Raw genomic sequence first — 22,974 nt, 5'->3', positions numbered from 1 at the left:
CATGTCCCTGACCGCCCGCCTTGCCGAACTCGGCATCACCCTGCCCGACGCGCCCGCACCCGCCGCGAACTACGTGCCCTTCGTGGTCACCGGCAATACCGTCTATGTCTCGGGGCAGATCTCCAACGGGCCGGATGGGTTGATCACCGGGCGTTTGGGCGCTGATATGGATGTCGACGCCGGTGCCGCCGCCGCGCGCAGCTGTGCGCTGAGCCTTCTGGCGCAGGTCCGCGCCGCTTGTGATGGCGATCTGGACCGGCTCAAGCGTGTGGTGAAACTGACTGGCTTCGTGAACTCCACCGCCGATTTCACCGACCAGCCCAAGGTGATCAACGGCGCCTCCGATTTCATGGTCGCGGCGTTGGGCGATGCGGGCCGTCACGCCCGCTCGGCGGTCTCTGCCGCGTCGCTGCCGCTGGGTGTCGCCGTCGAAATCGAAGGCATCTTTGAGATCGAATGACCCTTCCTGCCGCCTTTTTGAACATTCCGCTGGCGCATCGCGCGCTGCATGACCTTGCCGCCGGACGGCCCGAAAACAGCCGCGCCGCCGTGTGCGCGGCTGTCGATGCGGGGCTAGGCATCGAGATCGACCTGCAACTCAGCGCCGATGGCAAGCCGATGGTGTTCCACGATTACGGGTTGGAGCGGCTGACGGAAGAGCAGGGCGCGGTTCGGCTGCGCGATGCGAGCGCCCTCGCCGCGGTCCCGCTGAAGGGCGGTGATGAGGGGATTCCGACGCTTGAGGACATCCTCGACCTCGTCGCCGGGCGCGTGCCGCTCTTGGTGGAGTTCAAGGATCAGGACGGTGCTATGGGGCCGGATGTTGGTGCGCTTGAGGCCGCCGCGGCGGAACTGCTTGGCCGCTACCGCGGTGATCTGGCGGTCATGTCCTTCAACCCGCATTCGGTGCGCGCGCTGGCCCGGCTTTTGCCCGAGGTGCCGCGCGGCCTAACCACCAGCGCCTATCGCCCCGATGAATGGCCGCTGCCCGCCGCGACCTGTGACCGGCTGCGCGAGATTCCCGATTACGCTGACAGCGGGTCTTGTTTCATCAGCCATGAGGCCGACGATCTGAACCGCCCCCGCGTGGCGGAACTCAAGGCCGAAGGGGCGGCGGTGCTCTGCTGGACGATCCGCAGCCAAGCGGAGGAAGAAATCGCGCGTCAGGTGGCACAGAACGTGACCTTCGAGGATTATCTGCCGCGCCCGCGCCCTTGATCTGCGAGGCCGAGGCCACACATAGGACCCAAGGCAGGCAAGGCTCAGATGAACGCGCAGGAAATCGAGATTACCGTGGTGCCGGAATTGGCGCAGATCGGCCAAGAGGATTGGGACGCCTGCGCCTGTCCCGAGGCCGCGGATGGGGGCCGTCCGCGCGACCCTTTCACCACCTATCGCTTCCTCTCGGCGCTTGAGCAAAGCGGCTCGGTCGGCCCCGGCACCGGTTGGCAGCCGCAGTATCTGGTGGCGCGGATCGCGGGCCAAGTGATCGCTGTCGCGCCGATGTATGCCAAATCCCACAGCCAAGGCGAATATATCTTCGACCACAACTGGGCCCATGCCTATGAGCGGGCGGGCGGGCGCTATTACCCGAAACTCCAGATCGCAGTGCCGCATACCCCCGCCACCGGGCGGCGTTTTCTAGTGCGGCCCGGGTTCGAAGAGGCGGGCACGGCCGCGCTGGTTCAAGGCGCGGTGCAGTTGACCGACAACAACGGCCTGTCCTCGCTGCATGTGACCTTTTGCACCGAGGGCGAAGTCGGGCGTGCCGAAGAGCTTGGCCTGATGAGCCGCAAAAGCCAGCAGTTCCATTGGCACAACCGCGACTACGCGGATTTCGACGGGTTCCTCGCCAGCCTGTCCTCGCGCAAGCGCAAGAACATCCGCAAAGAGCGCGCGCAGGCGCAGGACTTCGGCGGCAAGATCCATACCTTCACCGGCGACCAGATCGCGCCGGAACATTGGGACGCCTTCTGGCAGTTCTACCAAGACACCGGCGCGCGGAAATGGGGCTCACCCTATCTCACGCGGGACTTCTTTTACCATGCGCAGGAAAGCCTGCGTGACGATATCGCATTGGTGCTGGCCGAACGTGACGGGCACTGGGTGGCCGGGGCGCTCAACTTCATCGGGCGCGAGACGCTCTTTGGCCGCTACTGGGGCTGCACCGAACACCACCCCTTCCTGCATTTCGAACTGTGCTATTATCGCGCCATGGATTTCGCCATTGCCCACGGCCTTGCCCGCGTTGAGGCGGGCGCGCAGGGCGAACACAAGCTCGCGCGGGGCTATCTGCCTTCGCCCACATGGTCGCTGCATTGGATGCGCGACCCGGGCTTTGCCGCCGCCGTGGGAGAGTATTTGCAGGCCGAACGCGACGCCGTGGACGAAGAGATCAGCGTGCTGACCGACTACGGCCCTTTTAAAAAGACGACGATCGAGGAACAAGAATGACCGAGAGATTGAGCATCGAAACCCGAAAGACCCTGCTTCAGCCGCTGTTCAACACGGGCTGGGAGATGGTGGAAGGCCGGGATGCGATCCACAAGACCTTCAAGTTCAGTGATTTCGTGGATGCCATTGGCTGGATGACAAGGGTAGCAATCTGGGCGGAAAAATGGAATCACCATCCGGAATGGAGCAACGTTTACAACCGGGTGGAGGTAACGTTGATCACCCATGACGTGGATGGGCTCAGCTCGCTCGACGCGAAGCTGGCGCGTAAGATGGATGGTCTCTTTGGGGCCGGCAAAGACTGACGGAGAGACCTGATGCAAGATTTGTTTGAAACCGAGTTGTGGCAGGGCAAGACAGTTGCCGATCTGCTGACGCTGGAGTTCTTGGCCAGCGCGGCGGGGTCGGTGATCGCCGCGATTGCCATTTTGCTGCTGGGGTGGATCATCTCCAGTTGGCTGCAGCACCGGGTTGAGAACCTTGGCAAGCGGCACAAACACCTTGATGAGATGCTGTTCGAATTTCTGGCTTCCATCGTGCGCTATGTGGTGCTGGGCTTCACTGTTCTGTTCGTGCTCAACACTTTCGGGGTCAAAACGACCTCGGTCGTTGCAGTCATCGGTGCGGCGGGTCTGGCGATTGGTCTGGCCCTACAGGGCACCCTGTCGAACGTGGCCGCGGGCGTCATGCTGATCCTGTTCCGCCCTATCAAGATCGGCGATTTCGTTGTGATCGCGGGCGAGATGGGGACGATCAAACAGATCAACCTGAACTACACGGTTCTGGCCGATCTCAGCAACGTGCAGGTCATCGTGCCGAACTCCGAGGTTTGGGGCAATGTGATTACCAACTATTCGGTCAACCCGACGCGCCGGGCGGAGTGGACCTTTGGCGTGGGCTATGGCGCGAACCTCAAGACCGCCGAGGATATCATCCGCAGCACAATCATGTCGGATGAGCGCGCGCATACGGACCCCGAGCCCTTCATTCAGGTGAACAACCTCAACGACAGTTCGGTAGATTTCCTTGTCCGGGTCTGGTGCAGCGCGGACGATTACTTTGCCTTCAAGGCCGATATGACCCGCAAGGTTAAAGAGGCGCTGGATGAGGGCGGGGTGGATATCCCCTTCCCCACGCGCACGATCGTTCAGGCGGCGGAGTAAGGCTTCTGAAGGGGCGTTGCCTGCTGAAACGAAGGGCATCGCCCTCCCTGGGGGGCGATGAGGGGCTCGCTGTATGGCGGGCCGGTTCACCCTAAATTGAGGTTCCGTCTGCCAGACCCTTGCAAAATCGCCCTCCGGGGGGAGGGAGGGCGATGCCCGGTGTGCCACCGGGCGGATCGTTGAATGGGCAGCGCCTGATCCGGTCAGCCGCTGCCCAACACTTTACATATTATCCAGCAATGCTTCGCCGCCGGAAATCTCGCAGGTGCCTGCGCTTTCTTCGGGCTGCCAGAGGGTGACCTTACCGTCCTCGACCAGCATCGCATAGCGTTTTGACCGGCCCACCAGCCCGGCGCCCTCGGCGTCGAACTCCATGCCGATGGCGCGGGTGAACGCGCTGCTCGCGTCGGCGAGCATGGTGATCCCGGCCTCTGTCGCGCCGGTCGCCTCGCCCCAAGCCTTCATCACGAAAGGATCATTGCAGGAGATGCAGATCACCTCATCCACGCCCTTGGCGTCGAACTGATCCTTGGTGCGCACGAAGCTGGGCACATGGGCAGAGTGGCAAGTCGGCGTGAAGGCGCCCGGCACGGCAAAGATCACCACTTTGCGGCCTTTGACCTTGTCGGCCATCTGCACCGGCTCGGGCCCGTCGGCGCCCATCTGAACCAGTTTCGCGTCTGGCAGTGTCGAACCTCGAGAAATCGTCATGGGATAGCCTCTCCTGTCATTGCGGTTGTCTTGGGGCCAGATATAGGCTTTGACCGCGACTGAGACCAGATCAATCGGGGGATGGCAGATGCAGCATGTGGTGGTGATCGGAGCCGGGCAGGCGGGAGCGTCATGCGTGGCAAAACTGCGAAGCGGCGGGTTCGAGGGGAAAATCACCCTCATCGGCGCCGAGCCGTGCCCCCCTTACCAACGCCCGCCCCTGTCCAAAGGCTACCTGCTGGGGGAGATGAGCCAAGAGCGTCTCTTGCTCCGGCCCGAGGCATTCTACGCCGATCAGGGGATCACGCTGAAAACCGACTGCCGCGTCACGGCGATTGACCCCGAGGCGCGGGTGCTGAGCACCTCTGACGGGGCTGTCGCCTATGACGAACTGGTGTTGACCACCGGCTCAACCCCGCGCCGCTTGCCCGCCGCGATCGGCGGGGCGCTGGAGGGTGTCTTTACCGTGCGCGATCTGGCGGATGTCGATGCCATGGCCCCGCGTTTCGTCAAGGGCGCGAAGGTGTTGATCGTCGGCGGCGGTTATATCGGGCTGGAGGCGGCGGCGGTCGCGGCCAAGCTGGGGCTTGAGGTCACGCTGGTGGAAATGGCCGACCGGATCCTGCAACGGGTCGCAGCGCCAGAGACCAGCGATTATTTCCGCGCCCTGCACGAAAGCCACGGCGTGCGCCTGCGCGAAGGGGTGGGGCTGGAGCGGCTCTTGGGCGAGGGCCATGTCACCGGCGCACGGCTGAGCGACGGCACAGAGATCGCCGCCGATTTCGTCATCACTGGCGTCGGCATCGAGCCCGACATCGCGCTGGCCGCCAGCGCGGGGGTCGAGATCGACAACGGCATCAAGGTTGACGCGCAGGGGCGCGCGAACCTGCCCGGCATCTGGGCGGCGGGGGACTGCACCTCTTTCCCCTATCGCGGCGGGCGCATCCGTCTGGAAAGCGTGCCAAACGCCATCGATCAGGCCGAGGTCGTGGCCGAAAACATCCTTGGCGCGGGCAAGGAATACATCGCCAAACCGTGGTTCTGGTCTGACCAATATGACGTGAAACTGCAAATCGCCGGGCTGAACACAGGCTATGACCGCGTCGTCACCCGCCGGGGCGAGGGCAGTGCGTCCTTCTGGTATTACCGCGGTGAGACGTTGCTGGCCGTCGATGCGGCGAACGATCCACGGGGCTATATGGTCGGCAAACGGTTAATTGAGGCGGGCAAATCGCCCGACCCTGCCTTGGTCGCGGACCCTCAGACGGACCTCAAGGCGCTGCTGCGGGCATGAGGATCATCGCTGGGAAATACCGGGGCCGCCCACTGGCCGCACTTGGCAAGGGCGACGCCGGGGCACATCTGCGCCCGACCTCGGACCGGGTGCGCGAAAGCCTTTTTTCGATGCTGACCCATCAGGACGTGATCGAAGGCGCGCGGGTGTTGGACCTCTTTGCAGGCACCGGCGCGCTTGGGTTCGAGGCGCTGTCGCGCGGGGCCGCATCGGTTTGTTTCGTTGAGAATGGCCGCAGCGGGCAGCGGCTGATCGGGGAGAATATGCGCAAGCTGGATGCGGCGGCGGACACGCAACTGCTGCGCCACGATGCCACGCGGCTGGGGGTGTGGACGCAGGCGGCTTTCGATCTGGTCTTTCTTGACCCGCCCTATGGCAAGTCCATGGGGCAAAAGGCGCTTGCCACGGCGGCCGAAGGCGGCTGGCTCACCCCCGGGGCGATGGTCGTCTGGGAGGAAAGCGCCCCCATGCAGGCGCCTGAGGGATTCGCCGGGATCGACACGCGCAAATATGGCGATACCCATGTGACCCTGTTGGAAAGGGCCACCAACTAACGGGGTTCCCTAGGTTCAGCCCGCGTGAGGTTGTACCTTGTCTTTTCCGACAAAATAAGTCACCTATTGCCCGAAGGCCCGATACGCCCTGTGTCGGGACCATGGTGATTTTCAAGGAAGGACATCCGATGCGCCTCAAAGCGTCCACGGCCATTGCGCTGATCACATTTGCCGCCGCCCCGGCATTCGCCCAAGGCGAGGCCGAGGTGCTGAACACCTATGCCGACATCGCGCAGGCCGGATACGAAGACAGCCTGACCACCGCGCAGACCCTGCAAGCCGCCGTCGAGACGCTGATCGCCTCCCCCTCTGCCGAGGCGCTTCAGGCCGCGAAAACCGCATGGCTGGCCGCCCGCGTGCCCTACCAGCAGACCGAGGTGTTCCGCTTTGGCAATGCCATCGTCGATGATTGGGAAGGCAAGGTAAACGCATGGCCGCTGGACGAAGGTCTGATCGACTATGTCGACGCCTCCTATGGCGGTGAAACGGATGAGAACCAACTGGCGGTTCTGAACGTCATCGCCAACCCGACATTCACGCTCGGCGGGGAAGAGGTGGACGCCACCGAGATCACCCCCGAACTGCTCGAAGGGCAGTTGCATGAGGCGGGCGCGGTCGAGGCCAATGTCGCCACCGGCTACCACGCCATCGAATTCCTGCTTTGGGGCCAAGACCTGAACGGCACCGACCACGGCGCGGGTGACCGTCCTTGGACCGATTACGCAGAGGGCGACGACTGCACCGGCGGCAATTGCGACCGCCGTGGGCAATACCTCAAGGCCGCCACCGATCTCTTGGTCAGCGATCTGGAATGGATGGCCGGGCAATGGGCCGAAGGCGGTGAGGCACGCGCCGCCGTGCTGGCCGACGAAGACGCCGGGATCGACGCGATCCTGACCGGCATGGGCTCGCTCTCCTACGGCGAACAGGCCGGGGAGCGGATGAAGCTGGGCGTCATGTTGAACGACCCCGAGGAAGAGCATGATTGCTTCTCGGACAACACCCACAACAGCCACTACTACGACGGGTTGGGTGTGCGGAACGTCTATCTGGGCGAATACCTGCGCGTCGACGGGCGTGTGGTCTCGGGCGCGTCGCTGTCCGATCTGGTGGCCAGCGCCGACGCGGGTGTCGATGAAGACCTGCGCGCCAAGCTGAACGCTTCCATGGTGGAGCTGGGCCAGATCAAGACCGCCGCCGAAGCGGGTTTCAGCTATGACATGATGCTTGAGCGCGGCAATGCCGAGGGCGAGGCGCTGATCATGGGCGCGGTCGACGCGCTGGTGAACCAGACCCGCGCCATTGAACGCGCGGTGACGGCTCTGGGCGGTGACGAGATCGCCTTTGAAGGCTCCGACAGCCTCGACGCGCCGGAGGCCGTCTTCCAGTAATCCTAAACTTTCCCCCGGGGCGCTGCGGCGGCCCGGGGCCAGCCAAGGAATACGCAAAACCATGATTGTTTGTCACTGTCAGAACATCACCGATCGCGACATCAACAATGCCATCGACTGGATGCGCGCCTCGGACGCGCGAACGGTTATTACTGCCGGCAAAGTATACCGCGCTTTGGGCAAAGCAGCCGATTGCGGGGGGTGCATGCCTCTCTTCTTGTCTACCATGCGCGGAAATGGCAACTTTTCCGTGCCGGTGCTGACAACCACTCTATGTCAGGCAAAACCAAACAAGGAGACAGGTTCATGAAGGGCGACGACAAGGTCATCGAATATCTCAACGCTGCACTGCGCAGCGAATTGACGGCGGTCAGCCAGTACTGGCTGCATTACCGGCTGCAAGAAGACTGGGGCTATGGTCGGCTTGCCGATAAATCGCGCGAGGAAAGCATCGAAGAGATGAACCACGCCGACAAGCTGATCGAGCGGATCATCTTCCTCGAAGGGCATCCCAACCTGCAAAAGCTGGACGCGCTGCGCATCGGTGAGACGGTCAAGGAATGCCTTGAGGCCGATCTCGCCGCCGAACATGAGGCCCGCACCCTCTATATCGAAGCGCGCAATCACTGCGATCAGGTGGGCGACTACGTCTCGAAGAACCTGTTCGAAGAATTGATCGCCGATGAGGAAGGGCATATCGACTTCCTCGAAACCCAACTGGCGCTTCAGGCGGAACTGGGCGAGGCCGTCTATGGCCAGCTTCAGGCCAAGCCGACAGACGACAGCAAGTAACCGCGACAGGCAGGCCCGGTTTCGGGCCTGCCGCTTATCCAAGGCATTCCCCATGCGTTTCCTCATTCCGATGCTCACGGTGGCCGCCGCGAGCATGGCCGCCGCCGCCCCGCAAGCTTTGGAGGAACCGCATCTCAAGGTGATCCCCCGCACCGCGGAAGAGGCCGCCCGGATCGCTAAGGTCACCGCCCCTGCGACCGAATTCGACAAGCCCGAACCCTTTGAGACGAACCCCGCAGGGGCCGCCACGGTCAGCCCGCGCGGCAATGCCGATGCGTTCTCGCTGCCCTCGGGCAATATCCCTTTCGAGCGTGAGTTGGACTTCAAAGTCGGCAACGGGCTGTTCAAAAAGCTATGGGTCTCTTCGCCCTCGTCGACGCTGGCCTCTGACGGGCTGGGGCCGCTCTTCAACGCGCGTTCCTGCCAGCGCTGCCACCTGAAAGACGGGCGCGGCCATCCGCCCGAGGGGCCTCAGGATGATGCGGTGTCGATGTTCCTGCGCATCTCGGTTCCCACGCCCCCCGAAGAGGCGATGAGCGAGATCGAAGCCTTCCTGCTCTCGGTCGGGGATGAGACCCCGCGCACGCGGCCCGATCCGGTCTATGGTGGGCAATTGCAGGATTTCGGGGTGGCGGGCCACCCAGCGGAATACCGTCTCGGCGTGAGTTACGAAGAGGTGGAAGTCGCCCTGTCGGAGGGGGAGACAGCCAGCCTGCGCCGCCCGACCTACAGTGCCGAAGACCTCGGCTATGGCCCCTTGGCCGAGGGCGCGATGCTCAGCCCCCGCGTCGCCCCGCCGATGATCGGCTTGGGCCTGTTGGAGGCGATCCCAGCGGCAGATATCTTGGCGCTGGCCGACCCGGAGGACGCCGATGGCGATGGCATCTCGGGCCGGGCGCAGATCGTCTGGTCCTTTGAACATGCGCGTCCGATGCTGGGCCGTTTCGGCTGGAAAGCCGGGGCGCCGACGATCCGCGAACAATCCGCCAGCGCCTTTGCGGGGGATATCGGCATTTCCTCCCCCATTTTCGACGCGGCATGGGGCGATTGCACGGCAGAGCAGACCGCCTGCCGCGCGGCACCCCATGGGGATGGTGACGACCGTGGCACCGAGATCGACGCCGAGGGGCTGGATCTGGTGACCTTCTACAGCCGCAACCTGGCCGTGCCAGCCCGACGCGATGTCGGCGCGCCTGAGGTGCTGCGCGGCAAGGCAGTGTTCCATGAGGTCGGCTGCACCTCCTGCCACCAGCCAAAATTCGTGACCGAACGGTTGGAGGACCAGCCCGAACAGAGCTTTCAGCTGATCTGGCCGATGACCGATCTTTTGTTGCATGACATGGGCGAAGGGCTGGCTGACAACCGCCCCGAGGGCCGCGCGAACGGGCGCGAATGGCGCACCGCGCCGCTCTGGGGCATCGGCTTGACCGAACAGGTCAACGGCCATACCCAATTCCTGCACGATGGGCGCGCGCGGTCACTGCTCGAAGCGGTGCTCTGGCACGGCGGCGAAGCCCAGCCCGCCCGCGATGCCGTGGTCGACATGCCCAAAGCCGACCGTGACGCCCTGATCCGCTATCTGGAGAGCCTCTGATGCGCAGCCTGCTGACCGCCACCTTCCTTCTGACTGCCGCCCCCGCCCTCGCCGGGGTAGAGGAGGTGATCCAAGATCACGCGCTGCCCGGCACCGCCCGTTTCGCCTCGGCCACGGCGGCGCTTGATGCGGCGGCGCAGGCCGATTGCACCGATGCCGCCCTGCGCCCGGCCTATCAGGAGGCTTTCGACGCATGGCTCGGCATCGCGCATCTGACCCTTGGACCGCTAGAGGAAGACGGGCGCGGGCTGGCCATCGCCTTCTGGCCCGACACGCGCGGCATGGTGGGGCGCAGCGTGGCGCGGATGGTGGCCGAAGAAGACCCGATTGCGACAAGCGGTGATTACGCCGAAGTCTCCATCGCCGCGCGCGGGCTCTTTGCGCTGGAACGGCTGCTTTATGACGATGACTTCGCGGGCTACGAGGCTGACAGCTATAGCTGCGCATTGGCCCGCGCGATGGCAGCAGATCTGGCGGAACTGGGGCGGGAGGTCGACACCGCATGGCGTGAGGACTTCGCCGCCACGCTCCGCAGCGCAGGCGAGGCGGGCAATGACCGTTTCCTCAGCCCGCGCGAGGCGTCTCAGGCGCTCTATACGGCTTTGGCAACAGGGCTGGACTTCGTCGCCGACCAACGTCTGGGCCGCCCGATGGGCCGTTTCGACTCCCCCAAACCGCAGGTGGCCGAGGCGCGCCGTTCGGGCCGCAGCCTGCGCAATGTGGTCCTGTCGCTCGAAGCATTGCATGGTCTGGCCGACACGCTGTCGGACGCGCCCACCCCCAAGACCGACGCCGCATTCGACCGCGCCTTGAGCGCCGCGCGCGCGTTGGAAGACCCCGTTTTTGCCGGAGTGGCCGATCCGATCAGCCGTATCCGGGTCGAGGCGCTGCAAAACGATGTGCGCGCCATTTCCGAGGCGGTGGGGGCAGAGATCGCCCCGGCGCTTGGCGTCTCGGTCGGGTTCAACTCGGCGGATGGGGATTGATGCCCTCGCGCCGCCATTTCCTCGCCGGTCTCGCCGCCGCGTCGAGCCTGCCGGCGATGGGCTGGGCCGCCGCCGGGAGCCCTGTCTATCTTGCCGCCGCGCGTGATCCTTCGGGGGCCTATGCGCTTTTCGGGCTGGACGGGACCGGCCACGACATTTTCCGCATTCCGCTGCCCGACCGGGGCCATGCCGCTGCCGCCCATCCCACCGCGCCCGAGGCGGTCGCCTTTGCCCGCCGTCCGGGCCGGTTCGCGCTGGTGATCGACTGCGAGAAGGGCCGTGTGGCCCATCGGCTCGACGCGCCAGAGGGGCGGCATTTCTACGGGCATGGGGCGTTTTTGCAGGGCGGGGCCATCCTCGCCACCAGTGAGAATGAGATCGACAGCGGCGAAGGGCGCATTGGCCTGTGGTCCCGCGCCGATGGCTATGCCCGGATCGGAGAGATCGCCTCGGGCGGGGTCGGCCCCCATGAAATCCGCCGCTGGGCCGAGGATGTGCTGGTTGTGGCCAATGGCGGTATCCGAACCCATCCCGACAGCGGGCGGGAAAAGTTGAACATCGACGTGATGCGGCCCAACCTGTCTTATGTCAGCTTCTCGGGCGAAGTGCTGGAGCAGGTTTCGCTGCCCGATGATCTGCATAAGAACTCGATCCGGCATCTGGCCTTGGCGCCGGACGGGCAGGTGGCTTTTGCGATGCAATGGCAGGGGGAGCCGGGCGACGGCGTGCCGCTGCTGGGGCTGCATCGTCGCGGGGAAGACCCGATCTTGGCCGAGGCCGATCTGGCCGAGCAAATCGCGATGCAGGGCTACGCGGGCAGCGTGGCATTTGCCGTCGATGGCGGGGCGGTCGGGATCACGTCACCGCGCGGCGGGCGGCTGCATGTTTTTGACAACAAGGGTTCTTTCCTTGCCAGCCATCGCCGCGCCGATGTCTGCGGGTTGGCACCGGGCCGGGGGGGCTTCGTGGCTACGGATGGGCTGGGCGGTATCCTGTCGCTGCAAGAGGCGACGCTGTCGCGGCTGACCACGGCCAAACGGGCGTGGGACAATCATTTGGTTGCCATCGACGCATAGGCGGGCGGGGGCCGTGCCCCCGCTGCATTTAGTCGGTCTTGTAGGTCGGGTGGAACAAACCACCGGGCGAGAGGGTGAAGATCTCCACCCCGTCTTCGGTCACGCCCACCGAATGTTCGAACTGTGCCGAGAGGGATTTGTCGCGGGTCACCGCGGTCCAATCGTCGGCCAAGGTCTTGGTTTCGGCGCGGCCAAGGTTCACCATCGGCTCGATGGTAAAGAACATGCCCGGCTCAAGCACAGCACCGGTGCCGGGGCGGCCATAGTGCAGCACGTTGGGCGGCGCGTGAAAGACCTGCCCCAGACCGTGACCGCAGAAGTCGGTCACGACCGACATGCGGTGGCCTTCGACAAATGTCTGGATCGCGTGGCCGATGTCTCCAAAGGTGTTGCCCGGCTTCACCGCTTCGATCCCGCGCATCAGGCTGTCGTGGGTCACGTTGATCAACCGCTCGGCCTTGCGCGACAGTTTGCCCGCCACATACATGCGGCTGGTGTCGCCGAACCAGCCATCGACGATCACGGTCACGTCGATGTTCAGGATGTCGCCGTCTTTCAGCTTCTTGTCGCTGGGGATCCCGTGGCAGACCACATGGTTCACCGAGATGCAGCTGGCGTGTTTGTAGCCCTTGTAGCCGATGGTGGCGGATTTCGCCCCGGCGGCGTTGACCTTCTCTTCGATCAGGCGGTCCAACTCTCCGGTGGTTTGACCGGGGAAGACATGCTCTGCGATCTCGTCGAGGATGGTGGCGGCGAGACGGCCCGCTGCCTGCATCCCGGCATGATCGGAAGGCTCGTAAATGCGAATGCCGTCGCGCGTCTGGCGGCCTCGGTGTGCGTTGTTCACCGCTCTCTCCATGCTTGTGTTCGCTCCTACTTAACGTGGCTTTCGGGCGAGGGCCAGAGCGGCTCAGCCCGCGAAGGGGATCGGTTGCGCCAGTGTGACGGCTTGGGGCGTGATATGGGTGCCGATGGCGTAGATTTCCAGCCCCGCCGCCCGCGCGGCATGGGAGGCGGCGGCATAGGTCGGGTCGATATCGGCAGCGAGGCGCATCTGCGAGCAATCGGTGCGCTGCACCAGATAGAGCAGCACGGCGCGGTGCCCGGCCTGCGCCATCCGCGCCAACTCGCTCAGATGTTTCGCCCCGCGGGCGGTCACGCTGTCGGGGAATTCGGCCAGCCCGGTTTCGCGTGACAGGGTGACGGATTTCACCTCGACATAGGCATCGGGCAGGCCATTGCCGCTGAGCAGGAAGTCGATGCGGGAGTTTTCGCCGTATTTCACCTCGGGCCGCACCTCGGTATAGGCGGCGAGCGGGGCGACCTCACCCGCGAGCAGCGCTGCCTTCATCGCGCGGTTGGGCAGGGCGGTGTCGACGCCAGTGAAATGGCCGTTCTCATGGTCCACCAACCGCCAGCCGTAGTTCAGCTTTTTCTTTGGATCGTCGTTCGGCTCCAGCCAGATGCGGCTGCCCGGTTCCGCCAGCCCCATCATCGAGCCGGGGTTGGCGCAATGGGCCACCACCTCTTCGCCCGTCTCCTCAAGCCTGCAATCGGCCAGAAAGCGTTTGTAGCGGCGGATCAGCCGGGCGGGGACAAGTTGGGTTTGAAAGCGCATGGGGCGCGGCCTATACCGAAGGGACGCCATCCTCAAGGAGCCGCCCCATGTCAAACCCCACCGCCGCGATGATCGTGATCGGCGACGAAATCCTCTCGGGCCGGACCCGTGACAGCAATATGCATCACCTTGCGGGGGAGTTGACGAAAGTGGGGATCGACCTGCGCGAAGTGCGCGTGGTCTCGGACGATCATGGGGCGATCATCGCCGCCGTGCAGGCGCTGTCTTCGGCCTATACCCATGTCTTCACCTCGGGCGGGATCGGGCCGACCCATGACGACATCACCGCCGATTGCATCGCCGCCGCCTTTAACCGCGACATCGACGTGCGCGACGATGCGCGCGAGATTTTGGCAGAACATTATGCCCGCGCGGGGACCGAGATGAACGCGGCGCGCCTGCGCATGGCGCGCATCCCTGAAGGCTCCGCGCTGATCGAGAACCCGGTCTCTGCCGCGCCGGGGTTTGTGGTTGAGAATGTGCATGTCATGGCCGGGGTGCCTGCGGTTTTTCAGGCGATGGTTGCCAGTGTTCTGCCGGGGCTGACCGGGGGGCAGCCGCTGATCAGTGAGACCCTGCGCATCGACCGCGGCGAGGGCGATATCGCCGGGCCACTGGGGGCGCTGGCCGAGGAATATCCGCATCTGTCCATGGGCAGCTACCCGTTTCAAAAGGACGGCGTCTTTGGCGCGCATGTGGTGATCCGGGGCAGCGATCCGGGGATGGTCGAAGCCGCAATGGCCAAGCTCAAGGCCGCCTTCGCATGAGCGAGGCGCAGGCGTTTTTCGACGCGGGTGACGCGACATGGCCCGCTGCGCGGCGCTTTGAGCACGGCCCATGGACCCTGCGCGAAGGGCAGGGTGGCGGCAAGCGGGTCTCGGCGGCGACAGCGCGTGGGGCGATCTCCGATGCCGACATTCCGACCGCCGAAGCGGCGATGCGCGAGATGGACCAGCGCCCGCTGTTCATGGTCCGCGCGGGGGAAGATGACCTCGACGCGCTGCTGGCTGCGCGGCGCTACGAGGTGGTCGACCCGGTCACGGTGCTGAGCCTGTCGATCACCCGCCTCACCGATATTCCGATGCCCCCGGTCACCGCCTTTTGCATTTGGGAGCCGCTGGCGATCATGGCCGAGGTCTGGGCCGCCGGCGGGGTCGGCCCCGCGCGCCTTGCCGTGATGGACCGCGCCGCAACCAAAACAGGCATCCTTGCCCGCTGGAACGAGAAACCCGCGGGGGTGGCCTTTGCCGGGGTGCACGAGGACATCTGCATGGTCCACGCGGTTGAGGTGCTGCCCCATCAACAACGCCAAGGCGTGGCGACTTGGCTGATGCGGGCCGCCGCCCATTGGGGGCAGGCGCAGGGGGCCGCGCGGCTTTCGGTGCTCTGCGTCGATACCAATATCCGTGCGCAGGCGCTCTATGCCAAGCTGGGCTTTGCACCGGTCGGGCACTATCATTACCGTCAAAGCACCGAGTGAAGGATAAGCCCATGGCCAACGACATGCCCACCGCCCTTGATCTGCCGATGGTCGATCCGCTGCCAGAAGCGACGCAGAAGTATTTCGATGTCTGTCAGGAAAAGCTCGGGATGGTGCCCAATGTGCTGCGCGCCTATGCCTTTGACATCGACAAGCTGAACGCCTTTACGGGCATGTATAACGATCTGATGCTGGCTGACAGCGCGCTCAGCAAGCTTGAGCGTGAGATGATCGCGGTGGCGGTGTCTTCGGTCAACAAATGCTACTATTGCCTCGTGGCCCATGGGGCGGCGGTGCGCGAAATGTCGGGCGATCCGCAGTTGGGCGAGGCGCTGGTGATGAACTACCGGGTTGCCAAGATCAGCCCCAAACAACGCGCCATGCTGGATTTCGCCGTCAAGCTGACCGAGGCGAGCGCCAAGGTCGAAGAAGCCGACCGTCAGGCGCTGCGCGACGCAGGCTTCACCGACCGTGACATTTTCGACATCGCCAGCGTGGCGGGTTTCTTTAACATGACCAACCGGGTGGCCAGCGCCACCGACATGCGCCCCAACGACGATTACCACGCGCAGGCGCGATGAGCCGGGCGCGCGTCGTTGCGGCTCTGGTCGGGGTGCTGCTGGCGGCCCCGGCGGCGGCGCTTGAACTGGCGCTGCCCAGCACCGCGCGCCTGACGGCTGAACGCAATACCGCACCGGATCGCTATGCGGCACCGGTCGGGGTCTATGCCGAAGGGCAGGTGGCGCGGGTCAATGTGGATGGCGACCTGCGCCGCGCCGCATGGCGGATGGACACGCCGGGGCTGACCGCCTTGCAAGTGATGCGCCCGCTGCGGCGGCAGCTTGAAGAGGCGGGTTTCGACATTGTGCTCGACTGCGCGGCGCGGGAGTGCGGCGGCTTTGATTTCCGCTTTGCGATAGAGGTGCTGCCGGGGCCGAATATGTATGTGAACCTGCGGGCCTTCCACTTCATCACCGCCCTGCGACGGGGCGAGGACGGAACGCCGACCGAGGCGATCAGCATCCTTGCCAGCACGGCGGCGACCTCGGCCTATGTGCAGATCATCCAAGCCCGCAGCGGCGACGCGGCGGAGGGTGACAGCCCCCCTGTCACGCCTGCGGCTACGGGGGAGGTGCCGCTTGCCAGCGCCACGGGGGATTTTGCAGCGACGCTAAAGACCGAGGGGCATCAGGTGCTGAACCGGTTGGAGTTCGAAACCGGCACCTCCGCGCTTGGCCCCGGCCCCTTTGCGACCCTGGCGCGGCTTGCCGAATTGCTCAAGGCCGAGCCGGGTCTGCGGGTGGCGCTGGTGGGGCATACCGATGCGGTGGGCAGTCTCGACGCCAATACCGCCCTGTCGCGCAGGCGGGCAGAGGCGGTGCGGGACCGGTTGGTTGAGAGCTATGACGTGGCCCCCGACCGGCTGGAGGCGCAGGGCGCGGGCTATCTCGCGCCGCGCGACAGCAACCTGACCGAAGCGGGGCGCGAACAGAACCGGCGGGTCGAGGTGGTGGTCCTCTCGGTGCAATAGCCTAGGTTGTGACCGTCATCTGGGTGGCCAGCAGCAGGTTCGTCTCGCTTGAACTTACCCCCTGAATGCGGCGGATTTGGCCCAACACGCTGTCGAGTTCTTCGACGGTCTCCGTCCCCGTCTCGACAATCAAATCCCATTTGCCATTGGTCGCATGGATCGCCTGCACCGCGGGCATGCCTGCAAGAATGCGTTTGATCCGGTCGGTGCCCGCCCCTTCGATGGCCAAGAGCGTATGGCCTCGGATCGGGCTGTGACGCATGTCTTCTTTCAGGATCAGCGTGAAGCCCAAAATCGCGCCCGAGCTGACCAGACGTTCCACCCGCGCCCGCACCGTCACCCGCGACAGGCCGGTGGTGGCGGCCAGCGCGGAATAGGACATCCGCGCGTCGCGGCGCAGTTCCGCGATGATCTTATTGTCGATCTCGTCCATCAGCTTCCCGTCTTTTGCATGGGGCCATGTTTACGGCAGCGCGGGCGGGCTGGCCAGTCTTTGGAGATGTGCGATTGACGACGCCGGGGAAACCCATAATCTGCCGTGGAAAGGAACACTTCCATGCAAAGCCGCGCGCCCCTGTTCACCCCGGTCCTGATGGTCGGATGTATCATCATCATGGTCAGCTTCGCCGTGCGGGCCTCCTTCGGCGTGTTCCAGATCCCCATTGCCGAGGAATTTGCATGGGCACGCAGTGAATTCTCCCTCGCCATCGCGATTCAGAACCTCGCTTGGGGCATCGGGCAGCCGATCTTTGGCGCGCTGGCCGAGAAGATTGGCGATAGGCGGGCGATTATCATCGGGGCGGTGGTCTATGCGGTGGGGCTGCTCTTGTCGGCCAATTCCGCGACGCCGATCGAACATCAGTCCTATGCCTGGCTCGTCGGCTTCGGCATTGCGGGCACCGGCTTTGGCGTAATCCTCGCCGTGGTCGGGCGGGCGGCCTCGGACGAGAACCGCTCGATGGCGCTGGCGATTGCCACGGCGGCGGGCAGTGCGGGCCAAGTCTTTGGCGCGCCGGTTGCGGAATGGATGCTAAGCTTCATGTCATGGCAGATGACCTTCGTGAGCTTCGCGGGGGTGATCCTGCTGATGCTGCTGACCTTGCCGATGATGCGCGCGCCCGCGATGGCAAGCCGCGCGGAGCTGGAAGAATCGATGGGCCAGATCCTTGGCAAGGCCTTCCGCGATCCCTCCTATACTTTGATCTTTCTGGGCTTCTTTTCCTGCGGCTATCAACTCGCCTTCATCACCGCGCATTTCCCGGCCTTCGTGACCGAGATGTGCGGCCCGATCCTTGCCGGAGGGGTGCTGCACAACATCGGCATCACCACCACCTCGGCGCTCGGCGCGGTGGCGATCTCGCTTATTGGTCTGGCCAATATCGCGGGCACGCTGCTGGCGGGCTGGGCGGGCAAGCGCTATTCCAAGAAATACCTGCTGGCGGGGATCTACGTTGGGCGCACGGTGATCGCGGCGGCCTTCATCATGTTCCCGATCACGCCGATGACGGTGATCCTGTTCTCTGTGGGCATGGGCGCGCTCTGGCTCGCCACGGTGCCGCTGACCTCCGGCCTCGTCGCGCATATCTACGGGCTGCGCTACATGGGCACGCTTTACGGCATCGTTTTCTTCAGCCACCAGCTGGGCAGTTTCCTCGGCGTTTGGCTGGGCGGGCGGATGTACGACATCTACGGCAGCTACACCGCCGTCTGGTGGGTCGGCGTGGCCGTGGGTGCCTTCAGCGCCGTGGTGCATCTGCCGATCCGCGAGAAACGGCTCGAAGGGCTGGTGACCGCTTAACCTGCCCGCCAGCGTTCGAGGATGTGGTTGGCGGTCATCAGGTCCAGATGCGCGCCGCCGCCGTTCTTGAACAGGGTGATTTCGTCATCGCTCTGCCGGGTGAAGGCACCTAGCTCGTAGTAATCCGCAACCAGATGGTCGCGGGTGATGGTGCCTGCCTCAAGCGGTATGTTGATCTCTCCGATATGGCCGATGGTGGTGTCGAAACTGTCGACGAAGACGCGGGCGCGCAGCAGCGCCGTGTCGTCCACCTCGCGCATGTCGGGGCGGTAGGCGCCGATGAGATCGACGTGCTGGCCGGGCTGCAACCAATCGCCCTTGATTAGCGGGTCGGTCGACATGGTGGCAGAGGTGACGATATCTGCGGCGCGCACGGCCTGCTCTAGATCGGTCGCCACGTTGATCTTGAGCTCTGCGGCCATCGCCTCGGCGTTCTTGGGCGTCCGGTTCCAGACCGTGAAACGCGCCTGCGGGAAGGCCGCGGAATAGGCCGCGTGCAGCGCGCGGCCTTGGGTGCCCGCGCCGACGATCAGGATGTTCTCGCTGTCCGGTCGGGCAAGACGGCGCGCGGCCAAGAGGCTGTCACCCGCGGTCTTCCACTTGGTGACGAGGTGGAAGTCCACGATTGCGGAGAGCGTGCCGGTTTCGTCATCGAAAAGCGAGACGCCGCCGTTGACCATCGGCACCTCCCGGTCGGGGTTGCCGGGGAAGATCGTGGCGGATTTCACCGCCATGCCCAGCCCGTCGATCCATGCCGCGCGGCTTAGAAGCGTGTCCTTGCCGCGATAGAGGAAGGTGTCGCCGATCTCGGCCTTCGGCAGGTCGTGGCCCGTGGCCAGCGCATCGGTAAGCGCGATCCAATCCAGCAGCGCCTCCCCCGCGTCGAAGGAGATGTTCGGGATGTCGGTCATGCGGCCTCCTCCCGGGTCAGCAGACCGGCGGCGACCAGACGGTCGGCCCAGCCTTGTGGTCCGGTGAAATGGTGGGTTTGCCAGCCCCGCGCGGCGGCGGTGGCGATGTTGTCGGCGCGGTCGTCGGTGAAGAGCAGGGCCTCGGGCGGCAGGCCGCTGCCTTGCTCCACGGCCTCGTAGATTGAGGGCGCGGGTTTGATCATGCCGAGGTGGCCGGAAATGAAATCACGGTCGAATTCGCGCAGGAAAGGGTAATGGGTCGCGGCCAGATCATAGCTTTGAATGCCGAAGTTGGTGAGCGAAAAGACCGGCACGCCGCGGGCTTGCAGCGCCTTCATCAGTCGCAGCGAATGGTCGATCACCGGGGCGGCCATCTCGATCCAGCGGTCGTGCCAGAGGCGGATTTCATCGCCCCACTCAGGCGTCGCCTCGGCCATGGCATAGATCGTGTCGCGGAAATTCTCGCCGCTGTCGACGCGGTCGTTCATGTCGTGCAGGTCCACGGCGTCGAACATGGCGCGGCGGCGATCTTCGCCGATGACGCTGTCGTAAAACCGCTCCGGTTGCCATTCGATCAATACGTTTCCGATGTCGAAAACGACCGCCTGTGGTGTCATATCACTTGCCCTAACAATTGCTTAACGCGGGGCTACCCCCGCGCCGCCGCACGCAGTTCCCGCTCCAATGCTTCGAGGAAACGGGAGCGGTCGGCCTTTGTAAACCCCTTGCCGCCGCCTTGGCGGAAGGGGTCGGCGGCGCGCAGGTCGGCCATCAGGTCGCGGGTGGCCAGGACGTTGCCGATGTTGCGCGCAGTCAGCGCCTCGCCGTTGTGTTTCAGCACCCTTGCCCCCGCTTCGACGCATTTGGCGGCCAGCGGGATGTCCCCCGTCACCACGACGTCGCCCGGACCGCACCGCTCGGCGATCCACATATCGGCGATGTCGGGCCCGTCGGGCACGATCACCACCTCGACCAACGGGTTTTGCGACATGCGCAACCCGCCGTTGGAGACGAGGAACATCTTGATCTTGTGCCGGGTCGCCACCCGCTCGGCCTCGGCCTTCACGGGGCAGGCGTCTGCGTCGATGTAGAGCGCGGTCATGGCTCAGCCCGCGTAGAGCGCGTCGGCATGGAAGGCGACGTGATCCTCCATGAAACTCGCCACGAAGAAATAGCTGTGGTCATAGCCCCGCTGCATGCGGAAGCTGCCCTGCTGGCGTTTGGCGGCCATGGCCTCGGCCAGCGCCTCGGGCATCAAGAGGTCAAGGAACTGGTCGCTCGCCCCTTGGTCGATCAGCACCGGCCCGTCGAAGCCCTTCTCACGCATCAGGAGCGTGCTGTCGTGTTTCGTCCATGTGCTCTCGTCGGACCCGAGGTAGGCGCTGAGCTGCTTTTTGCCCCAATCGCTCGCCGTTGGATGGGTGATCGGCGCGAAGGCCGAGACTGAGAGGAAGCGCCCCGGCAGGTTCATCGCGAGCGTCAGCGCGCCGTGCCCGCCCATGGAGTGGCCGGTGATGCCTTGACGCTCCATATCGAGGGCGAAATTTTCGCCGAGCAGGGCGGGCAACTCCTCGGCCAGATAATCCCACATCTGGTAGTGCGCCGCCCAAGGGTCTTGGATCGCGTTCACATAGAACCCCGCGCCTTTGCCAAGGTCGTAAGCGTCATCATCGGCCACAGCTTCACCACGCGGGGAGGTGTCGGGGAAGACCAGCGCGATGCCATGCTCCGCGGCCCAAGCCTGCGCGCCCGCCTTGGTCATGGCGTTCTCATGGGTGCAGGTCAGGCCTGAGAGATACCAGAGCACCGGGACCGGGCCGTCCTGCGCCTCGGCAGGGAGAAACAGGCCGAATGTCATGTCGCAGCCACAGGTGTCGGAGACGTGGGAGTAGACCCCCTGCGTGCCACCGAAACAGGCGTTTTCCGAGATGGTTTTCATGGCAGCGTTCCTTTCGAACTTGAGTGTGTCACAGGGCCGAGACCCAGCCTACGACAAGGCTGACGGTCACGATACTAACTGTGGTTGAGACGAGAATGGCGGCAGAGACCCGCTGAGGGGCGACGCCGTAGTGTTGGGCGAGCATATAGACATTGCCCGCGACCGGGAGAGAGGCCGTGGCGATGATGACCCCGGCTTTATACGGGTCGACGCCGAAGAGAAACAGCGCGCCAAAGGCCACGAAGAGCGGGTGCAGCACCAGTTTGCAAAAGGTCAGCCAGCCCGCGATCTCGATCCGTTCGGCGGATTTAGAGGCCAGCGAGGCGCCGATGGCGAACAGCGCACCGGGGGTGGCAGCGCCGCCAAGGATGGCCAGAAATTCGTTCAGCGGCACGGGGATCGGGATGCCGAAGCCGGACCAGAGGAAACCGAGTGTAATGGCGACGATCATCGGGTTTTTCAGCAGGCCGATCCCGACGATCTTGAGCGTCGCCAGCCGCAATTGCCCCTCGCGGGAGCCGGTGATCAGGATCACGATGAGGCTGGAAAAGATGATCATGTCGACGGTCAGCGCCAGCAGCACGGGGCCGATGGCATCCGGCCCTAAGAGCAGCGTCAGCATCGGCACGCCCAGAAAGCCAGTGTTGCCGATCACGGCGCATTGCGCCTCGATCCCGTTGGTGGCCACATCGAGCCCGCGCAAAAAGCCGACGAGGCTGGCGATGGCATAGACGAAGGCCGTCCCCCAGAGGTAGGCGGCGACAAGGCGGCTGTCCCAGACCTCGGCCAAGGACAGATTGGCGGAAAAACGGAACAGCATCGCCGAGAGGGCGAAGTAGAAGACGAATTTGGTGAGATAGGCCGTCGCTTCGGCAGAGAAAAACCGCGTGCGCCCGGCCCAGTAGCCAAGGCCGATCAGCGCAAAGAACGGCAGGGTTTTCAGGAAGATCGCGACCATGGGTCAAGCATTAGCCAGCCCGCCGTTGGGGTGCAATGGGGCAGGGGCTTGGGCCTTGGCTGAACCGATCGACGCCACCCGCGCGCTCATGGGGTTGCGGCCAGCGGGATCGCCCCGGGCGGCTCCGTGATCTCGCCGCCCCAGCAGTCCTATCGGCAAGTTCCAGCAAGGGCAAAGCGCCCGGCCCTTGGCGGGGCGGGTCAGGGAGCTACCTGTTGCGGGATGGACGCCACGCGAAGAACGAGGTTTGGAATATGAGAGTAGTTTTCTTGGCACCCCTAGTGCTGGCCGGTTGCGCCGAATTATCGACAGCGCCGGTGCAGAACCCGATCCCGGCCCCCGCGCCTGTGGCGACCACGCCCGCGCCGCCACCGGCTGTCTCTAAGCCATCGGCCCCTGCGCGGTCCGAAACCCCCAGCAGCCCGGCCAAGCCCAAGCCCCTGCCGGATTCGGTGGTCAATGCGGTGAATGACACCTCCAGCCCCTCTGAGGACGACGGTCAGGAAGAGCTCGCAGCCGCCGAGCGCCCGACCGACACCTGCAAAGAAGGCAGTTGGTGGGGGCTGATCGGCCGCCCGAAGTCGGCGGCGAGCATCGTTTCCGAGCCCAAGCGCGTCTATACAGAGGGCGACCCGGTGACCATGGATGCCAACCCCAACCGCACCAACATCGTCTTGGACGCGGAAGGCAAAATCGCCAAAGTCACCTGCGGCTAGGGTCGTCC

General features: G+C 64.6%; 28 protein-coding genes. 19 read left to right on the top strand and 9 right to left on the bottom strand.

The features are described 5' to 3' along the window. Nucleotide 1 precedes the first annotated feature (1 nt). The 5 genes from ACGYKA_RS05645 to ACGYKA_RS05625 are packed head-to-tail and all read left to right on the top strand — an operon-like array spanning nucleotide 2 to nucleotide 3,617. A complete protein-coding gene (locus ACGYKA_RS05645; protein WP_394408492.1) occupies nucleotides 2-460 on the top strand; it encodes a RidA family protein in 459 nt (152 codons plus the stop codon). Beyond that, nucleotides 457-1,218, top strand: a complete 762-nt coding sequence (locus tag ACGYKA_RS05640) for a glycerophosphodiester phosphodiesterase family protein (RefSeq protein ID WP_394408495.1) — start codon at nucleotides 457-459, stop codon at nucleotides 1,216-1,218. Before ACGYKA_RS05645 ends, ACGYKA_RS05640 begins: the two co-directional genes overlap by 4 nt. Before the next feature lie 48 nt (nucleotides 1,219-1,266). Further along, complete coding sequence (locus tag ACGYKA_RS05635) at nucleotides 1,267-2,454, top strand: GNAT family N-acetyltransferase (protein ID WP_394438174.1); 1,188 nt, start codon at nucleotides 1,267-1,269, stop codon at nucleotides 2,452-2,454. After that, nucleotides 2,451-2,759, top strand: coding sequence for a 4a-hydroxytetrahydrobiopterin dehydratase (locus ACGYKA_RS05630; RefSeq protein WP_209218515.1), 309 nt, complete (start codon nucleotides 2,451-2,453; stop codon nucleotides 2,757-2,759). The genes ACGYKA_RS05635 and ACGYKA_RS05630 overlap by 4 nt, the downstream gene beginning before the upstream one ends. Before the next feature lie 12 nt (nucleotides 2,760-2,771). Further along, nucleotides 2,772-3,617, top strand: coding sequence for a mechanosensitive ion channel family protein (locus ACGYKA_RS05625; RefSeq protein WP_394401907.1), 846 nt, complete (start codon nucleotides 2,772-2,774; stop codon nucleotides 3,615-3,617). Nucleotides 3,618-3,839: 222 nt separating this feature from the next. Here ACGYKA_RS05625 and ACGYKA_RS05620 read toward each other — a convergent pair whose 3' ends face one another. After that, nucleotides 3,840-4,328 (bottom strand): peroxiredoxin, encoded by a 489-nt coding sequence (locus ACGYKA_RS05620; RefSeq protein WP_394408501.1) that lies wholly within the window; start codon nucleotides 4,326-4,328, stop codon nucleotides 3,840-3,842. 88 nt (nucleotides 4,329-4,416) lie between these two features. On the opposite strand from ACGYKA_RS05620, the gene ACGYKA_RS05615 reads away from it, so the two are divergent. From ACGYKA_RS05615 to ACGYKA_RS05580, 8 genes are all read left to right on the top strand, one after another. Continuing rightward, nucleotides 4,417-5,622, top strand: a complete 1,206-nt coding sequence (locus tag ACGYKA_RS05615) for an NAD(P)/FAD-dependent oxidoreductase (protein ID WP_394408504.1) — start codon at nucleotides 4,417-4,419, stop codon at nucleotides 5,620-5,622. Next, nucleotides 5,619-6,176, top strand: a complete 558-nt coding sequence (rsmD, locus tag ACGYKA_RS05610) for a 16S rRNA (guanine(966)-N(2))-methyltransferase RsmD (RefSeq protein WP_394408507.1) — start codon at nucleotides 5,619-5,621, stop codon at nucleotides 6,174-6,176. Before ACGYKA_RS05615 ends, rsmD begins: the two co-directional genes overlap by 4 nt. Nucleotides 6,177-6,304: 128 nt before the next feature. Then, nucleotides 6,305-7,567: an imelysin family protein gene (locus ACGYKA_RS05605; RefSeq protein WP_394408510.1), complete on the top strand. Its 1,263-nt coding sequence runs from the start codon at nucleotides 6,305-6,307 to the stop codon at nucleotides 7,565-7,567. A gap of 61 nt (nucleotides 7,568-7,628) precedes the next feature. After that, complete coding sequence (locus tag ACGYKA_RS05600; RefSeq protein WP_067266845.1) at nucleotides 7,629-7,877, top strand: bacterioferritin-associated ferredoxin; 249 nt, start codon at nucleotides 7,629-7,631, stop codon at nucleotides 7,875-7,877. Next, nucleotides 7,874-8,359, top strand: coding sequence for a bacterioferritin (gene bfr / locus ACGYKA_RS05595; protein ID WP_136720255.1), 486 nt, complete (start codon nucleotides 7,874-7,876; stop codon nucleotides 8,357-8,359). The genes ACGYKA_RS05600 and bfr overlap by 4 nt, the downstream gene beginning before the upstream one ends. A gap of 52 nt (nucleotides 8,360-8,411) precedes the next feature. After that, the gene (locus ACGYKA_RS05590) at nucleotides 8,412-9,953 is read left to right on the top strand and encodes a di-heme oxidoredictase family protein (RefSeq protein WP_394408513.1); all 1,542 of its coding nucleotides are present in this window, start codon (nucleotides 8,412-8,414) and stop codon (nucleotides 9,951-9,953) included. Continuing rightward, nucleotides 9,953-10,939, top strand: coding sequence for an imelysin family protein (locus ACGYKA_RS05585; protein ID WP_271688801.1), 987 nt, complete (start codon nucleotides 9,953-9,955; stop codon nucleotides 10,937-10,939). The genes ACGYKA_RS05590 and ACGYKA_RS05585 overlap by 1 nt, the downstream gene beginning before the upstream one ends. Then, entirely contained in the window at nucleotides 10,939-12,015 is a 1,077-nt protein-coding gene (locus ACGYKA_RS05580; RefSeq protein WP_271688802.1) for a DUF1513 domain-containing protein, read from the top strand. The genes ACGYKA_RS05585 and ACGYKA_RS05580 overlap by 1 nt, the downstream gene beginning before the upstream one ends. A 28-nt stretch (nucleotides 12,016-12,043) precedes the next feature. Here ACGYKA_RS05580 and map read toward each other — a convergent pair whose 3' ends face one another. Continuing rightward, nucleotides 12,044-12,874: a type I methionyl aminopeptidase gene (gene map, locus ACGYKA_RS05575; protein ID WP_271688803.1), complete on the bottom strand. Its 831-nt coding sequence runs from the start codon at nucleotides 12,872-12,874 to the stop codon at nucleotides 12,044-12,046. Between the two features lie 51 nt (nucleotides 12,875-12,925). Further along, entirely contained in the window at nucleotides 12,926-13,633 is a 708-nt protein-coding gene (sfsA, locus tag ACGYKA_RS05570; protein WP_271688804.1) for a DNA/RNA nuclease SfsA, read from the bottom strand. Between the two features lie 47 nt (nucleotides 13,634-13,680). Between sfsA and ACGYKA_RS05565 the strand changes: the two genes are divergently transcribed. From ACGYKA_RS05565 to ACGYKA_RS05550, 4 genes are read left to right on the top strand one after another with little or no spacing between them, the layout of a single operon-like run. After that, nucleotides 13,681-14,400, top strand: coding sequence for a molybdopterin-binding protein (locus ACGYKA_RS05565; protein WP_271688805.1), 720 nt, complete (start codon nucleotides 13,681-13,683; stop codon nucleotides 14,398-14,400). Continuing rightward, nucleotides 14,397-15,113: a GNAT family N-acetyltransferase gene (locus ACGYKA_RS05560; protein ID WP_394408516.1), complete on the top strand. Its 717-nt coding sequence runs from the start codon at nucleotides 14,397-14,399 to the stop codon at nucleotides 15,111-15,113. Before ACGYKA_RS05565 ends, ACGYKA_RS05560 begins: the two co-directional genes overlap by 4 nt. Before the next feature lie 11 nt (nucleotides 15,114-15,124). Next, entirely contained in the window at nucleotides 15,125-15,694 is a 570-nt protein-coding gene (locus ACGYKA_RS05555; protein ID WP_271688807.1) for a peroxidase-related enzyme, read from the top strand. Further along, nucleotides 15,691-16,644, top strand: a complete 954-nt coding sequence (locus ACGYKA_RS05550; protein WP_394408519.1) for an OmpA family protein — start codon at nucleotides 15,691-15,693, stop codon at nucleotides 16,642-16,644. Before ACGYKA_RS05555 ends, ACGYKA_RS05550 begins: the two co-directional genes overlap by 4 nt. 1 nt (nucleotide 16,645) lies before the next feature. Here ACGYKA_RS05550 and ACGYKA_RS05545 read toward each other — a convergent pair whose 3' ends face one another. Next, nucleotides 16,646-17,077 (bottom strand): Lrp/AsnC family transcriptional regulator, encoded by a 432-nt coding sequence (locus ACGYKA_RS05545; RefSeq protein WP_067262523.1) that lies wholly within the window; start codon nucleotides 17,075-17,077, stop codon nucleotides 16,646-16,648. Between the two features lie 123 nt (nucleotides 17,078-17,200). Here ACGYKA_RS05545 and ACGYKA_RS05540 point away from each other — a divergent pair, with 123 nt between their 5' ends. Further along, on the top strand, nucleotides 17,201-18,442 hold the full coding sequence (locus ACGYKA_RS05540) for an MFS transporter (protein ID WP_394408522.1): 1,242 nt from the start codon (nucleotides 17,201-17,203) through the stop codon (nucleotides 18,440-18,442). Here ACGYKA_RS05540 and ACGYKA_RS05535 read toward each other — a convergent pair. Genes ACGYKA_RS05535 through ACGYKA_RS05515 form a run of 5 tightly spaced genes read right to left on the bottom strand, consistent with a single transcriptional unit; the run spans nucleotide 18,439 to nucleotide 22,250 of the window. After that, nucleotides 18,439-19,353 carry an ornithine cyclodeaminase family protein gene (locus tag ACGYKA_RS05535; protein ID WP_394408525.1) on the bottom strand — a complete coding sequence of 305 codons (915 nt, stop codon included), beginning with the start codon at nucleotides 19,351-19,353 and terminating at the stop codon, nucleotides 18,439-18,441. The two genes, ACGYKA_RS05540 and ACGYKA_RS05535, sit on opposite strands and share 4 nt — an antisense overlap. Continuing rightward, on the bottom strand, nucleotides 19,350-19,970 hold the full coding sequence (locus ACGYKA_RS05530; protein WP_394418128.1) for an HAD family hydrolase: 621 nt from the start codon (nucleotides 19,968-19,970) through the stop codon (nucleotides 19,350-19,352). Before ACGYKA_RS05530 ends, ACGYKA_RS05535 begins: the two co-directional genes overlap by 4 nt. A gap of 32 nt (nucleotides 19,971-20,002) precedes the next feature. Then, nucleotides 20,003-20,455 carry a YaiI/YqxD family protein gene (locus tag ACGYKA_RS05525; RefSeq protein WP_394408530.1) on the bottom strand — a complete coding sequence of 151 codons (453 nt, stop codon included), beginning with the start codon at nucleotides 20,453-20,455 and terminating at the stop codon, nucleotides 20,003-20,005. A gap of 3 nt (nucleotides 20,456-20,458) precedes the next feature. Continuing rightward, nucleotides 20,459-21,292, bottom strand: a complete 834-nt coding sequence (gene fghA, locus ACGYKA_RS05520; RefSeq protein WP_394408533.1) for an S-formylglutathione hydrolase — start codon at nucleotides 21,290-21,292, stop codon at nucleotides 20,459-20,461. 28 nt (nucleotides 21,293-21,320) lie between these two features. Further along, nucleotides 21,321-22,250 (bottom strand): AEC family transporter, encoded by a 930-nt coding sequence (locus ACGYKA_RS05515; protein ID WP_322328481.1) that lies wholly within the window; start codon nucleotides 22,248-22,250, stop codon nucleotides 21,321-21,323. A 254-nt stretch (nucleotides 22,251-22,504) separates the two neighbouring features. Here ACGYKA_RS05515 and ACGYKA_RS05510 point away from each other — a divergent pair, with 254 nt between their 5' ends. Then, complete coding sequence (locus tag ACGYKA_RS05510) at nucleotides 22,505-22,966, top strand: I78 family peptidase inhibitor (protein WP_394408536.1); 462 nt, start codon at nucleotides 22,505-22,507, stop codon at nucleotides 22,964-22,966. The last annotated feature ends 8 nt before the right edge of the window (nucleotides 22,967-22,974 follow it).

Source organism: Sulfitobacter sp. 1A15106, assembly GCF_043556995.1.
GTDB classification, from domain to species: domain Bacteria; phylum Pseudomonadota; class Alphaproteobacteria; order Rhodobacterales; family Rhodobacteraceae; genus Sulfitobacter; species Sulfitobacter faviae.
The sequence above is the reverse complement of the archived record's forward strand: the minus strand, read 5'-3'. Positions and strand labels throughout refer to the sequence as shown.